Source organism: Mycobacterium scrofulaceum (assembly GCF_001667885.1).
Taxonomy (GTDB): domain Bacteria; phylum Actinomycetota; class Actinomycetes; order Mycobacteriales; family Mycobacteriaceae; genus Mycobacterium; species Mycobacterium scrofulaceum_C.
Map to the genome: position 1 here is coordinate 57,893 of NZ_LZJW01000132.1, position 13,670 is coordinate 71,562.

The window sequence follows — 13,670 nt, forward strand, 5'->3', positions numbered from 1 at the left end:
GCAGGCCATTGCGGCTGGAGGGGAAATGGTTTGGGCGCGTTAGGTATTCGGTTTTGATTTTTCTCCGGCCCGGGCTGCCACCCGTCAGCGGACCGACAGAGCTGATTGCGTGAGCGGCGGCGACGCCCATGTCCCACCGTCGACGGTCGGGTGCGCGCCGAGCGACGACCTCCTCCCGGCCGGCACGCCCATCGATCTTGACAACTGTGCCCGCGAGCCGATCCACGTCCCCGGAAGCATTCAGCCGCGCGGCGTGCTCGCGGTGGTGCGCGAATCCGATTTCGAGGTGCGTCAGGTCAGCGCGAACGTCGCAGAGCTGCTGGGCCGCCCGGTTGACGACGTCCTGGGGCGGCATCTCTCGGCGCTGATCGGTCCCGAACAGGCCGCTCGCATCGAGCAGACGGCCAGGACCTACGGCGATTTGCGCCATCGCAACCCGATCGAGTGCTCGGTCGACGTCGGCGGCGAGCTGCGGGCCTTCGACGCCATCGTGCACCATGACGCCGGCGGTGTGCTCCTGGTGGAGCTCGAGATCGCTTACGGCGAGCGGCCGGTCTCCTTTCCGAACACCTACCAGGCGGTGCGCGGCGCGGTGGAGGAGCTGAACCAGGCCACCACGCTGACCGAGCTCTACGACACCGCGGCGCGGGCGGTCCGCGACCTGACCGGGTTCGACCGGGTGATGGTCTACCGCTACGACGCGGACTACAACGGCGAGGTCGTCGCCGAATCCAAGCGGGACGGCCTCAACTCGTTCCTCGGCCTGCACTACCCGTCCACCGACATCCCGGCGCAGGCGCGGGCGCTCTACGAAAAGAATTGGATTCGCCTGATCTCCGATGTCGACTACACGCCGGCACCCCTGGTGCCGGCGGTCGACCCCGCGAGCGGGATGCCGCTGGACCTCACGTACGCCACGCTGCGCAGCGTCTCGCCCGTTCACATCGAGTACCTGCAGAACATGGGGGTGCACGCCTCGATGTCGATCTCGTTGCTGCGGCAGGGGAGGCTGTGGGGGCTCATCGCCTGCCACCATTACGCCGGTGCGCACCTGCCGCCGTTCGGCACCCGGGCGGCGGCGGAGTTCCTCGGCTCCACCCTGTCGCTGCGGCTTGTCGACCGGTTCGAGGACGAACAGTTGCACAAACGGTTGGCCGCGCAGGCGGTGCTGGGCAAACTGACAGCCGCGACGCTCAACGACACCGAATCGTTGACGGTGGCGCTGCTCGGGGCGCCCGACCTGCTCGACCTCGTGCCCGCCGACGGTGTCGTCGTGGATATCCAGGGCGATCGCCGGGTCCGCGGGTCGGTTCCGCCGCCGGAGGTGGTCGCTGCCGTCATGGACTGGGCGCGCGGCGCGGACGACGAGGTCGCAGCGACCGAATGCTTGTCGCGGGAGCTCCCCGAACTCGGCCTCGACCCCCAGTTGGCCGCCGGCGCGCTCGCGATCAACCTGCCCGACGGCCAGCACGCCGTCTGGTTTCGGCGCGAGGTGTTGCGTTCGGTGGACTGGGGAGGCGACCCGCACAACAAGGCGATAGCGGTCAGCGAGGGTGAGGCGGTCAGGCTCAGTCCCCGCAAGTCGTTCGAGCGGTGGCGCGAAGTGGTTCGCCGCCGCAGCGAGCCGTGGACGTCGAACGACACCGAGTCCGCCGGGGCGTTGCGACGCCATCTGGTGGAGTCGTTGTACCGGCGCACGCGGGGCGCGCTGCGGGTGGCCGAGACGCTGCAGCGCAGCCTGCTGCCCAACGCGATCCCCACGCTCGACCGTTGGCACCTGTCCGCCCACTACGAGCCGGCCGCGGGAGACAACGTCGGCGGCGACTGGTACGACGCGTTCGAGCTGCGCGACGGAAGGCTGATCGTGCTTATCGGCGATGTCGCCGGACATGGCATCGCCGCGGCCGGCATCATGGCGGCGTTGCGCAACGCCCTGCGCGCACAGCTGTTCGCCGGGGCGGAACCGGCCGAGGCCCTGGGACAGCTCAATGACTTTTGCTTGCACATGCTGCCCGGCGCATTCGCCACCGTGATCGCGGCGCGGGTCGACCTCTCCTCGGGAGATGTGGAGGCCGCGTCAGCCGGCCACTTGATGCCTTTCCTGACCGACACGGTGCCGCCCGCGGTCGCAGCGCCGATACGGCTGTCGCCCCCGATCGGCATCAAGGGCGTGACGTACGCGCCGAGCACGTTCACGGTGAAACCCGGACACGGGTTGGTCCTGTACTCCGACGGCCTGGTCGAGCGCCGCGGCGAGGCGATCGATGACGGCCTCGACCGGTTGTGCGAGACCCTGAGCCGCGCCGGCCAGCCAAGCGCGTCCCGGATCTGGACGGAGATGGCGTGGGGCCACATCGAAGACGACGTGACCATCGTCGCCCTGCGCCGCCCCTGAGCTTCCCCCCGAAGCCAACCGCTAACGCGCGTCGCCGTCTACCGCTCAGCAAACGGCGAAGCTTAGGATGGCACCGCGGAGCGGTTGCGCACCAAGGGATTTGATGCGCAGAGCTAGCCGGACGCGCTCAGGATCTTGATCGCGAAGACGAGCGAGTCGCCCGGCCGGATTCCGGCGCTGGGCTGACCGTTGGGATAGCCATCCGCCGAGGTCATCGCGACGGCGACCGTGGACCCCACCTTCTGACCCGCGATGGCCTTCTGGAAGCCGGGCACAACCCCGTTGAGCGGGAAGTCGATGGAAGCGCCGCGTTGATAGCTGCTGTCGAACACCGACCCGTCGCGTCCATTGACACCCATGTAGCAGACCGAGACCGTCGCCGTGGGGGAGACCACCGGGCCATCTCCGGCGCGCAACGTGTGCACCTGTGTCTGGGTCACGCTGAACGGTGCCGTCACGTCCACGCGCGGAGCTGTCGTATCGGTGGATCCGGTGACCGCGACACTGCCGGTGGTCCCGGTCAGCGTCCAGTCGGGCGTTCCACCGCTTTGCGGTGGCGCAGTCGGGCATGAGCCGGCCGCGGTTGCGGTGCTCGGCGCGACGAGCGCCAGGACGGTCGCCGCGACACAGGCCGCGACGGAGGAATACACCAGGGAGGACTTCACCGCGGTCACGCTACAGACCGCCGATGGCGTCCCCTGCGAGCGGCCCGTGGCTACCCGCGGAACCCTTCGGGCGCGGGCTCAATTCGGCGCGCCGGCATTCCGGCCTTTCGTTATTCTTCATCCGTGTTGCTCGGAGTCCGCTAACTCTTGGCGGCCCCGCAGAAAGGGAGCGAATCGGATGCCCTCACCACGCTGGCTGGCCGCACTGAGCATTCCCCTGATGGCCGGCGCCGCGCTCGTCGGCAGCGCCGCCATCGCGACGGCGAACACGCCCCAAGACGACGCCTACCTCGCGCAACTGCACGCCGTCGGACTCAGTTGGCCACCGCAGACGGAAGAGGCGCTGATCGGGGAGGCCCACCTGATCTGTTACGACCTCACGTGGGGCTGGACGCCCCAACAGATCGCCGACGACGTGCACGCCCACTTGAACGCGCGGGGGGTCACCCTGCTGGACGTCGGAACCATGGTCGATGCGGCGCACTCGATTTATTGCCCCGGCAATGTGTGCGACGCACCTTCCCTGTGCACGTGACACCTCTTGCGGGACACCGTCCTCCGCGACCGCGGTTCGACGGAGTTCTCATCGAAGTCACGTCCGGACAAACCTCGTCGCCTCGCGCGGCGTGAAGTGCATGGAGTCTGCGCTTCTGCTAGCCGAACCGACTCGACCAAGGGAAGGTGTTCGACGCCGTAATTGCCGAGAAACAGGTGGGCAAATCCGCCGAAGTACGTTCGCGGCGTGTCTTATCCTGCTTGCGAACCGCGCCCGACAGAGTAAGGGGAATGTTGTCACTGACCCGCAGCCGACTGGTGGTGGTCGCGCTGGCAACCGTCGGGCTCATCGTGTTCGCGGCGATGTTTGTCAGCTCGAGCGCCCGGGGCCGGGCGGTGCTCGCGCCGGCGGGCTCGGTCATCGCGGGCGTCGTCGCCATTGCATGTTCGGTCCTTGCCGCCCGCGGTTCTCGAGGCCGCCAGCGCCTGGCGTGGGCCGCCATGGCTACCGGCCTGGTCGGCTGGACCGGCGGCGAGGCAGTGTGGTGCTACGTCGCGGTGGGTGGGGCTCTTCCGGTCGCGGATCTGTCGCCGGCCAACCTGGGCTACCTGATTCTGCCGCTGTGCGCGTTGGCCGCCGCGATCACGATTCCCAGCCGGGACGACGCCCGATTCGGAATCGGCCTGCTCCTCGACGGCATCCTCATCACCGCGTCGCTGCTCGTGGTTCTCGTCATTCTGCCGCTGGGACGGACGGCTCGACTTCCACTGACGTTCAGCATTCCGCAAGTGGTGTTGGCCGCCGCCGGCGGCGTGTATTTGGGGCTGGTCGCCACGGCGTTCATCGTTGTGCGCAAGTCCGAGCCGGGTCGCAAGCTTTCCCCCACGCTGATGATGCTGGGGTGGGGAGTCATCGCCGCGGCCGGGGTGGTCCACGTCTATCAAGATCGGGCGGACCAGGCGCCGAGCGACCTCGTCGTTCTCGGTTGGGTCGTCGGGATGTACTTCTTCACGCTCTCCGGGCTCACTTCTCGGCCGGGACCGGAACCCGACCTCGGTTTCTCGCAACCGTCGTCGCGCACGGCGCTTTGGTTGCCGTACCTGGCGGTCCTGCTGGCCATTACTGTTGGCGCGGTTCACTTTTGGCCGGCATACCGGGGTGAGGCGTTCGTCTTCTCGATCTGCGTGGTGCTCTTCGTCACCACCGTGGCCCGCCACATCTTGCTCCTGGACCGAAAGCAACGTCTGCTCGCGGCGGTTTCCGACGCCGCTTTACGGGACCCGCTGACCGGGTTGGCGAATCACCGCCTGTTCGACGATCGCCTCGCGCACGCGCTCCGCCTACACGTGCAGCACAACGTGCCCGTCAGCGTACTGACGGTAGGTGTCGACGATTTCAAGTTGGTGAACGACACACTCGGCTACGACGTGGGCGACGAATTGTTACGCGACGTTGGCGAGCGGATCCAGGCCAATATCAGCGATAGCCACACCGTCGCGCGGATGGGCGGCGACGAGTTTGCGGTGCTGGTCGAAGACCGTCCGGATGTGGCCGTGCAGGTCGCCAACGGGCTGGCACGGTCGTTCGAGGAGCCCGTGGCCGTCGAGGATCACCGACTGGACGTGCGGCTGAGTATCGGCGTGGCCTCGGCCGGAACAGAAGTGCTGGCGCCGAATGATCTTCTCAAACAGGCCGATGCCGCAAGGTCGTATGCCCGGCTGCCCAGCTCGAGCAACGTGCGGACGTTCACCCCCGAAATGGACGCGCAGCTTGGCCGGTTTCCGGCCCACGCCGGTGCCATCGCGCGGTTGCAACTGCTCGGCGAGCTGAGACGGGCCATCGAGAGCGATTCGCTGACCTTGCTGTACCAGCCGAAATTCGCCATGTCGACGGGGTCGGTGACCGGGGTGGAGGCGCTCGTCCGATGGCAACACCCGCGATTCGGCGTGCTGGGGCCCGACGAATTCTTGCCGCTGGTCCGCGAACACGGGCTGATACATGTGCTCACCGATCTGGTCCTGACACGGGCCGTCTCCGACGCTGCGGCGTGGTACGCCGCCGGCACCCCGGTTCCCGTCGCGATCAACTTGGGGGCGCCGTCCCTCGATGAGGATGCGCTGCCTGACCGCATCATGTCGGTGCTCGCCGAGCGCGGGATGCCGCCCAGTTGCCTCACGATCGAGATCACCGAGGACTTGATGGTCGCCGACTTCGCCAGGGCCCGCACAGTGCTCAATCGTCTTCGGGAGAACGGCATCCGGGTGGCGATTGATGACTTCGGCAGCGGCTACGCCACTCTCACGTATCTGCGCGAGCTGCCGGCCGACGAGGTCAAGCTCGGCCGGGAGTTCATAGCGCCGATCGTCCACGACGACCGCGCCGCGACCATTGCACGTTCGGTCATCGAGCTGGCGTCCGCGTTCGGCATCGCCACCGTTGCCGAAGGCGTCGAGGACAGCGCCACCGCCCAGCGGCTCAAGGAATACGGTTGTGACGCCGTACAAGGGAACTTCTTCTGCAGCCCGTTGCCGGCTTCCGAGATTTCCCGCGTCCCAGCGAATTCGACACTGGCCGCACAGTAGCGGACGGCGCGCTCGGCGGTCAGCTCACGACCGATCGCTCCAGCGAGGCCAGCGACTCAGCGAGGTAATCCTCGGCAAAGATCGGTATCGTGCCCACGCGGTCGCGGAAGTCCTGCGAGGTGCCGCTCCAGTCGTAGGTGAGGGTGACGTCGGTCCCATCGCCATGGGGGACGAGGTCGTAGCGCCAGAACCAACCGCCGGGCGCATGGTTGCCCGCGTCGTCGAGCACGCCCGGCTTCCAGCCAATCGAGCGGCCCTCATCGAAGACATCGACCAGGTTGTGCGTGACGTAGTCGCCGCCGGCCTGGGGGAGATACATGTTCATCGCGAACATCTGCCCCGCGCCGGTGATGGGGGCCGTGTCGACCGCGTCGCGGACCCAGTCCGTCGGCTCGGTGTTCCGGTGCCGGGACGGGTCGGCGAGCACGGCGAAGATGGCCGCCGGGCTAGCGGCGATGGTGCGGGTGACGACGTAACGTTCAGCGGTCATGGTTGTCTCCACGTGCCCCTGGGCCGTAGGCGGCCGCGATGGCGGGGGAGTCGAGCCACCCGGAGTAGGTGGGCCGCGCCGGCCATCCTTCGGGCGAATCGAGCCAATCCTCTTGGCGGCCCCACGGCAGGATGTCGATCAGCCCGAACGTGTGGCTCAGTTGCTCGGTGCCTCGGCCGTTGGTATGCCACGTGCGGTAGACGGTCTCGCCGTCGCGAAGGAAAACGTTGACCCCGAACCCGCCGCCGGGCGGCGCGTCCATGTCGGCGGCGAACGGGCTCTGGGAGGACGAATACCAGTCCATCCGGTTACCGACCTTGTGCTTGTAGGCGAGGGCTTCTTCGATCGGCCCGTTGGTCACAATAACGAACCCGGGCGTCGTAGTTGTCCAAAAATTCCAGCCGGGTGAACTGCGACGTAAATCCTGTGCACCCACTGCACTGCCACTCCGCGCCGTCGGACCACATGTGGTGGTAGACGATCAACTGCGAGCGGCCGTCGAACACATCCACCAGGCGGATGGGCCCGTCGGCACCCGTCAGCGTGTAGCCGGGCAGCTCGACCATCGGCAGCCGGCGGCGTTGGGCAGCGATCGCATCCAACTCGCGGGTGGCGGCCTTCTCGCGCTTGCGCAGTTCGTCGAGCGCCGTGCGCCAGGTGTGGTGATCGACGACGGGCGGCAGGGCCGTGTTTGCGGACATGGGATCCACCTTTGCTCGGAATTCGTTGGTCTTCAAAGGTCTGACTGGTGGAGCGTCCGAAATTCATCGCTGCACGCCGCGGACTTTCCGCCCGCCGGCTCCATCGGCCGTCCCCTCGACCGCCCCGGGCAGCGCCCGGCGATTACCGGGATTGCTCCGCGCGTCGGGCTAAATCCGCTGTCGCCGAACGTAATTGGTCAGCGGACTGCAGCGGTTCCGGGAATCCGATGCGGGCATAAGCCACCCCACGTGGGGTGTGGACCCGCAGGTCGAGCCCGTATCGGTCGATGCCGGCGCATACCGCGGATTCGGCGTCGGGATAGCCGCCGAACGCGCGGGCCATCGCGGTCAAGGCGTCGCGGTGGTCGTCGTTGAGGTGCGCCAGGGCCCTGGGCGCGGCCGGCGCGATCGGATCCGGCGCGGCGGCCGCGTACTGTTCACCGGTGGCCGAGTCCATCCGGCCGTATCCACCCACCCAGCGGACCCTATGTACGTTCAGCACCCAGAGGGCGAAGTCGGTGAAGTCGACATAGAGACGTGCTTCGGGCACCGCGTTGAGGTATGCGGCCCGCGCCGCGTTCCGGTCGTCGGCCAGTGGGCGAGCGACCGTGCCCGCCAACGTGATCCGGGCGCGCGCCAGTGGATCGGCTTCGGCGGCGTCCGCAACGATGGAAAGGCTCGCCCGTGGGTCGGCGGCCAGGTTACGACCATGTTCGGCCAGGTTTGACACGCACAGCACCGGGGCCCCGCCCAGCAAGCCATAGGCCACCAGCGACGCCCAGGGGTCGCCGTCGGGGGTCAACGAGGCCAGCGTGGCGGCGTTCGTGGCGGCCGCAATGGTGCGGGCGTGCTCGGCCGCGGATAAACGCTTCGAGTCGGTCGGGGGTCGAAGTGGCGGTGGCACGGAGGGTGCGCCACCGGGGTCGCCATGGTCGCGAAGTGCCACGCCCGCGAGGCTACTCGCCGACGGGTGGGCGCCTTTAGTTGATCGGCCGCCAACCGCCGAGAACGGCTTCGCGGTACCAGCCCAATCGATTGCGGACCTGGACCCCGAGGCGGTTCTGGGCGTTGACTCGGCTGTCGATGATGTGGCCGTCGTCGACGTAGATGACGACATGCGAGGCGACGCTCGCGTTTGCGTTGGGGTGCAGGTAGATCAGATCGCCGGGCCGGAAAGGACCGTCTTGCGGGAGGCGGCGGCCCATCGGGCCGGCGGTGCCATCGGCCTGCTCGTGGACATTACCGCCGAACTTGATGCCGAGACCGTAGTTGTAGACCCAGGCGGTGAAATTCGAACAGTCCAGACCGCGGCCGGGATCCCACGCCGTCAGCCCCTGCGCGCCGTCGGGGTCGGGATTCTCTGCGATCGCGCCGGCATAGGTCGATGTGGGCGGCTGCCAGCCGGGGATGTGATGGTGGCGGTATTGCAGGCCGAGGGGGTTGTCGGGGGAGTAGACGTAGCGCATGGCCACGGCGAGGATGCGTTCCCGTTTCCAGGTGGCGGCATCACAACCCGCGTCTTGCGGGGTCTCCGGCGGCGGCAGGGCGACGGACCGCGGGCCCCACCCGCGGTTGAGGTAATGGCCCTCGGAATCGGTGCGATACCAGTCGGCCGGCGGATCCTGGGTTTGCGGCAGCGCGTCGCGGTTGGCGAAATCCCCTGTCAGGGAGCTGAAGTTGCACGAGAACGGGTAGGAAAACTCGCCGTTGTCGGCGCGAGATCGCCCGTCTACCAAGGGAACAGCGAGCGCGGGAGCCGCTATGCAGAGCACGCAGAGCAGCGCCCGGGAACACCTCACGGGGTCACGCTACCGAACGAGGTATGCGGCCGGTAGCTTTCGGGGCATGAGCGACTCCGTTGTCGTGCGGGTCAAGCCCGGGAGTCGCCGGGGACCCCTCGTCGAGGTGGGCCCCCAAGGTGAGCTGACGATTCACGTCAGGGAACCGGCCGTTGACGGCAAGGCCAACGACGCCGCCATCAGGCTGCTGGCGGCCCATCTCGAATTGCCCAGGAGCCGGGTCGAATTGATTTCCGGAGCGACCTCACGACTCAAGCGTTTCCGCGTGCATCGCTGAGGGCGCGTGACCGCGCGTCACATATCGCTGTCCCGTCCCGTCTAGCGACCAGAGAGTTGGACGGATTAGTGGGAAAGGACGGCACGATGAATCGCTTGAGTACGCCCGCGCAGGTCTTCCTGATCGCGGTCACGGTTGCCTTGGGGGCGGTCACGGCCGGGATCGGGATCTGGTGCCTGGTCGATCCGAGTGGCTTCGCTGATGTCGTTGGCTTTGCGGCGCACCGGCACTTCTTGCATGACGTGGGCGCGTTCCAGCTGGGTCTGGGCGTCACACTGCTACTCGCCCTCATTTGGGCGGACGCGCTGGCGACGGCGCTCGCCGGGTTTCTCGTGGCGAACACCGTGCACACGGTCAACCACATTGTCGACCTCGACGTCGGTGGTTCCGCCACGCAAGCGTGGCTGCTCGGTGGGGTGTCGGTTGCTCTGGTGGTGGCGTTCGTGCTGCGGTTGCGCCAACTCGGCTACGTGCTGGGCTCCGTGGGCACGGCAACCAGTCCGGTGCTGGCGCCGTTCGTGCGCCAAAAGACCATCAGCCTCACCACCTTTCGCAAGGACGGCAGGCCAGGCTCCAGCCCGGTCAGCATCGTGGTGGACGGGGATCGCGCTTACTTTCGCAGTTTCGAACGCGCGGTCAAAGTGCGCCGCATTCGCCGTAACGCGAGTGTCGAATTCGGCCCGGCGACCGCATCGGGCAAGCCGACGGGCTCTGCGTTGCCTGGCCGCGTGCGTCTGCTGGAAGGGGCTGAATACCAGCGGGCGGGGCGTCTGCTCCGGCGGAAATATCCATTCCTGCACGGCGTGCTGGTGCCCTCGGCGCACCGGCTGATGCGCTCCAAGTTCGGCCGAACGATCCATGCGGAGTTGACTCCGATTCCTGATCCCGCCGCTGGCCGATAAGTTCGGGCGTCAATAGCGCTGTCGACTACCGAATGCGCTGTACCAGCGGACGTCTGGCGGTGCGCTGACATTTTCCCGCTGCGTCTCATCGACGAGGCTAGGTCGAATCGCGCTCTTGCCCAGACGCTTGGGATACCGTTCGGTGCAGCGCACCTCTCGGCTCAGCGCGCCGATATCGCTTTGTCGCTGAATTGTCTGACGAGCAGCTCGAGGCGTTCCGCGTCGTGCCCAGGGCGCAGTCGTCCGGTACGCGTGAGCGTGACCAGTCCGTGCAGCGCAGCCCACAACACTTCGGTGAGCGCGTCCGCATCCTGCTCGTCGGCGACCAGGCGCACCGCTTGGCGTAGTTCCGCGAAGCCTGCCGTCAGCTCCGGGGGAGTGTCTTGCTCGGCGAAGCGCAGGGTGGTCGCGCGGGTGAACATGGCGTCGTACACCGCCGGGTTGTCGCGAGCGAAGTCGAGGTATGCCTGCGCAATTCGGGCGAGGACCTCATCGGCGGCGCCGGCACCCAACCGGGCGGCCCGAATCGCGTCGGCGAGCTCGCCAAATCCGTCGACGGCGACAGCGTCGGCGATTTGTTCCATGCCGGCGAAGTGCTTGTAGAGCACAGGCTGGCTGTATTCGATCTCGGTCGACAATCGACGAGTGGTGACGGCGTCCCACCCTTCGGCCTCGGCCAACCTGCGCGCCGTTGTCACGATCAGCGTCCGCCGAGCGGCCCGCTCCCGCTCCCGACGATCTTCAATAGCCATACCCGACAGTAGCACGACTAGAAAATCTAGCGCCGCTATTGACACGGTAGGTCGCGGGGGTTAGCGTTGCTAGCGCTACGAGGGAGGAGCCAGACATGGCCCTGGAAGCCACACCGCCGGAGGGCGCACCGCCCGCAGCAGGTGGAGTCCGGACCGGCCGCCTAATACGAGCACAAGGAGAATCGATGTTTCAGCTCAGGATCTACACCCTGCGATCACCGGACGTGCTGCAGCAGTATGCAACGGTGCATTGGGCTCGTCACCTGGCGACCTTCGAGACGTTCGGGGTCACCACCCACGGTGTGTGGACCGAGCGGACCGGTGCCGCTAACCGACTCGTCGCACTGATCCGCTACCCACCGGGCGACGACCCCCAGCAGCTCGCGCAACGCATCATGCGCAGCCCAGAATTCGCCGCCGACATGGCCGGCTTCGACGTCGGCGACATCGTTGATGTCGAGACGAAGTTCCTTGAAGCAACGCAGTTTTCACCGATCCATTAAGGAGTGCTCGACATGACTGTCACCATCATCGGCTATACGCTCGCCGGACTGCTCGCCGCGGCCATCATCTTCATCGGCGCGCGCTTTCTGCTCGCACCGCGCGTCGCCGCCGCCGGCTACGGGGTACAGCCGGATCTCAACCAGCCGGGCGCGGACGCCTACTTGAGCGTCAAGGGCGTGCGCGACATGGCGACAGGGCTGTTCGTCGTCATCCTGATGGTCGCGGGTGCGACGCACCTGATTGGCTGGGTTATGTTGGCTGCCACCATCATTCCGTTAGCCGATGGGGCCATCGTGTTGCGCAGCGGCGGGTCGAAGTCAATCGCCTGGGGCGTCCACGTCGGCACCGCCGCCATCATGCTCGTCACGACCGCGCTGTTGCTCCTGTCCTAGAAGCTCACCATATCGACAGCGACGGGCGTCTCCGGGAGGGCGGGGGAGAGGAGGGCGGCCTAATCGTGCCCTCTCTGCCCCAACGAAATTCGCCGACGCCACGGGTTCGCCAGATGGCCCTGCCGTTCGAGCTTTACCCCGCCGCGACCCCAAGGGGTGGCCCCACGGTCGCCGCCGGGACGCATGCGGTCGCTGTCACTGCGGTGAATGCGAGGATCACCGCGACGACGACCTTCGTGACTAGACGTGACATGACGGCCTCCGTTCATCCGACCCCCTTGTCAGGACTATAGGTCGATTCGGATCATATTTCAATCACTGTTGAAATTTTCTCGTTTCCCGGGCATAGTTTGACGCGCACCGGTCCACCGGTTCACCGCACGAGCGCTGAGTGAACGAGTTCGACTGCTCTATCGTGGCTTTGCTGACGCACGAGAGCAGTCGGCGCACGTCGATTTATGGCGAAGAGCAACGAGAAGGGCAGTCACTTGGCGTCGAAAGTTCCGCCCGTCAGGGTCGCGCGAGCCGTCGAACACCTCCGCTACCAGTTGTCCCGGCTGCGCCAGCGCTCCGCTCCGCCCGCGGCGGCGATGATGGAGCTGATCCTGAACGCTTGGGTCGCTCAAGCGATCACGTCGGCGGCCGATCTTGGCGTGGCGGATGCCCTGGCGAGTGGCCCGCTGTCCGGCGAGCAGCTAGCAGACCGCATCGGCGCTAACGCCGACGCTCTGAGGCGACTCATGCGCGCGTTGATCGGCATCGGAATTTTCCGGCAACGCAGTGATGGGCGCTACGCACTCACCCCGCTGGGTGAAACGCTGCGCACCGACGCGCCCGTGTCAATGGCCGGGATGGCGCGGTGGGTTGGGTCGCCGCAACATCGCGAGCACTGGAGTCACCTCACCGATGCGATCCGGACCGGGAAAGCGGTCATCCCGGCGCTCCGCGGCAAACCGGCCTTTGAATACCTGGCCGACGAAGCGGAGCTAGCGGGGATTTTCAACACCGCCATGACCAACGTGTCCGAATTCGCGACCGTGCCCTTGACGGCCGCCTACGACTTCGGGGCGTTCGCCACGATCGTCGATGTCGGCGGGGGACACGGTCGGCTGTTGGCGGCGATCCTGGAGACGGCCCCGCAGTCGCGCGGGGTGCTCTTTGATCTTCCGGAGGTGGTGGCGGGCGCCCCGGCGCTGCTTCGCAAGCACGGTGTCGACGGCCGCGTCCGGATCGAAGAGGGCTCGTTCTTCGATTCCGCGCCGGAGGGTGGTGATGCGTATGTGCTCAAAAACGTCATTCACGACTGGCCCGAGGAAGACGCGGTGCGCATCCTCAGCAATGTCCGCGCGTCAGCTCGTGCCGGTGCACGCTTGTTGCTCTGCGAGTTCGTCATTCCCGAGCACGACCGCGACTTCCACGGCAAGTGGGTGGACCTCGAGATGCTGGTCGTCGCCGGCGCCCGCGAGCGCACCGCGGACGAATATGAGCGGCTGTTCGACCAGGCCGGCTTTCGCTTGAATCGCGTCGTCGAGACCGTATCTCCGCTCAGCATCATCGAGGGAATCGCGGTATAGCCCGCCCGACGATGCTGGACGCGGATGCGGCACCCCCCCGGACCACGCGGGCACGGATCCGTCTCGCGCCAGTGCGACGCACGGACCGAGTTCGTGGCGTTGGCCATGCCCGGCCAATCAGGCGATCTTGCCTCACCTTTG

Annotated in this window: 13 protein-coding genes and 1 pseudogene; 8 read left to right on the top strand and 6 right to left on the bottom strand. The window is 67.0% G+C overall.

What is annotated here, in order from left to right:
* The first annotated feature begins 109 nt into the window (after positions 1-109).
* The gene (locus tag A5681_RS19135; protein WP_067278551.1) at positions 110-2,395 is read left to right on the top strand and encodes a SpoIIE family protein phosphatase; all 2,286 of its coding nucleotides are present in this window, start codon (positions 110-112) and stop codon (positions 2,393-2,395) included.
* A gap of 113 nt (positions 2,396-2,508) precedes the next feature.
* Here the strand turns inward: A5681_RS19135 and A5681_RS19140 are convergent, their stop codons facing one another.
* Positions 2,509-3,069, bottom strand: coding sequence for an FKBP-type peptidyl-prolyl cis-trans isomerase (locus tag A5681_RS19140; RefSeq protein ID WP_067278555.1), 561 nt, complete (start codon positions 3,067-3,069; stop codon positions 2,509-2,511).
* Between the two features lie 169 nt (positions 3,070-3,238).
* On the opposite strand from A5681_RS19140, the gene A5681_RS19145 reads away from it, so the two are divergent.
* Positions 3,239-3,595 (top strand): DUF732 domain-containing protein, encoded by a 357-nt coding sequence (locus tag A5681_RS19145; protein WP_067278558.1) that lies wholly within the window; start codon positions 3,239-3,241, stop codon positions 3,593-3,595.
* A 251-nt stretch (positions 3,596-3,846) separates the two neighbouring features.
* Positions 3,847-6,138 (top strand): putative bifunctional diguanylate cyclase/phosphodiesterase, encoded by a 2,292-nt coding sequence (locus A5681_RS19150; protein WP_067278561.1) that lies wholly within the window; start codon positions 3,847-3,849, stop codon positions 6,136-6,138.
* Positions 6,139-6,157: 19 nt separating this feature from the next.
* Here A5681_RS19150 and A5681_RS19155 read toward each other — a convergent pair whose 3' ends face one another.
* From A5681_RS19155 to A5681_RS19170, 4 genes and pseudogenes are all read right to left on the bottom strand, one after another.
* A complete protein-coding gene (locus A5681_RS19155) occupies positions 6,158-6,628 on the bottom strand; it encodes an SRPBCC family protein (RefSeq protein ID WP_067278564.1) in 471 nt (156 codons plus the stop codon).
* Positions 6,618-7,329: pseudogene (locus A5681_RS19160) on the bottom strand (DUF899 domain-containing protein). Before A5681_RS19160 ends, A5681_RS19155 begins: the two are co-directional and overlap by 11 nt.
* Positions 7,330-7,471: 142 nt before the next feature.
* The gene (locus A5681_RS19165) at positions 7,472-8,275 is read right to left on the bottom strand and encodes a HugZ family protein (RefSeq protein WP_067278568.1); all 804 of its coding nucleotides are present in this window, start codon (positions 8,273-8,275) and stop codon (positions 7,472-7,474) included.
* A gap of 34 nt (positions 8,276-8,309) precedes the next feature.
* The gene (locus tag A5681_RS19170) at positions 8,310-9,128 is read right to left on the bottom strand and encodes an NlpC/P60 family protein (protein ID WP_156738059.1); all 819 of its coding nucleotides are present in this window, start codon (positions 9,126-9,128) and stop codon (positions 8,310-8,312) included.
* 46 nt (positions 9,129-9,174) lie between these two features.
* On the opposite strand from A5681_RS19170, the gene A5681_RS19175 reads away from it, so the two are divergent.
* Both A5681_RS19175 and A5681_RS19180 read left to right on the top strand, forming a co-directional pair.
* Positions 9,175-9,405 (top strand): DUF167 domain-containing protein, encoded by a 231-nt coding sequence (locus tag A5681_RS19175; protein ID WP_067278574.1) that lies wholly within the window; start codon positions 9,175-9,177, stop codon positions 9,403-9,405.
* Positions 9,406-9,491: 86 nt separating this feature from the next.
* On the top strand, positions 9,492-10,307 hold the full coding sequence (locus tag A5681_RS19180; RefSeq protein WP_067278905.1) for a PPOX class F420-dependent oxidoreductase: 816 nt from the start codon (positions 9,492-9,494) through the stop codon (positions 10,305-10,307).
* Positions 10,308-10,468: 161 nt separating this feature from the next.
* Here A5681_RS19180 and A5681_RS19185 read toward each other — a convergent pair whose 3' ends face one another.
* On the bottom strand, positions 10,469-11,059 hold the full coding sequence (locus tag A5681_RS19185) for a TetR/AcrR family transcriptional regulator (RefSeq protein ID WP_067278577.1): 591 nt from the start codon (positions 11,057-11,059) through the stop codon (positions 10,469-10,471).
* 185 nt (positions 11,060-11,244) lie between these two features.
* Here A5681_RS19185 and A5681_RS19190 point away from each other — a divergent pair, with 185 nt between their 5' ends.
* The 3 genes from A5681_RS19190 to A5681_RS19200 all read left to right on the top strand — a co-directional run bounded on the left by A5681_RS19190 (position 11,245) and on the right by A5681_RS19200 (position 13,529).
* Positions 11,245-11,562, top strand: a complete 318-nt coding sequence (locus tag A5681_RS19190; protein ID WP_067278581.1) for an NIPSNAP family protein — start codon at positions 11,245-11,247, stop codon at positions 11,560-11,562.
* Between the two features lie 12 nt (positions 11,563-11,574).
* Positions 11,575-11,955 (top strand): DUF4267 domain-containing protein, encoded by a 381-nt coding sequence (locus A5681_RS19195; RefSeq protein WP_067278909.1) that lies wholly within the window; start codon positions 11,575-11,577, stop codon positions 11,953-11,955.
* Positions 11,956-12,413: 458 nt separating this feature from the next.
* Complete coding sequence (locus tag A5681_RS19200; protein WP_067278585.1) at positions 12,414-13,529, top strand: methyltransferase; 1,116 nt, start codon at positions 12,414-12,416, stop codon at positions 13,527-13,529.
* The last annotated feature ends 141 nt before the right edge of the window (positions 13,530-13,670 follow it).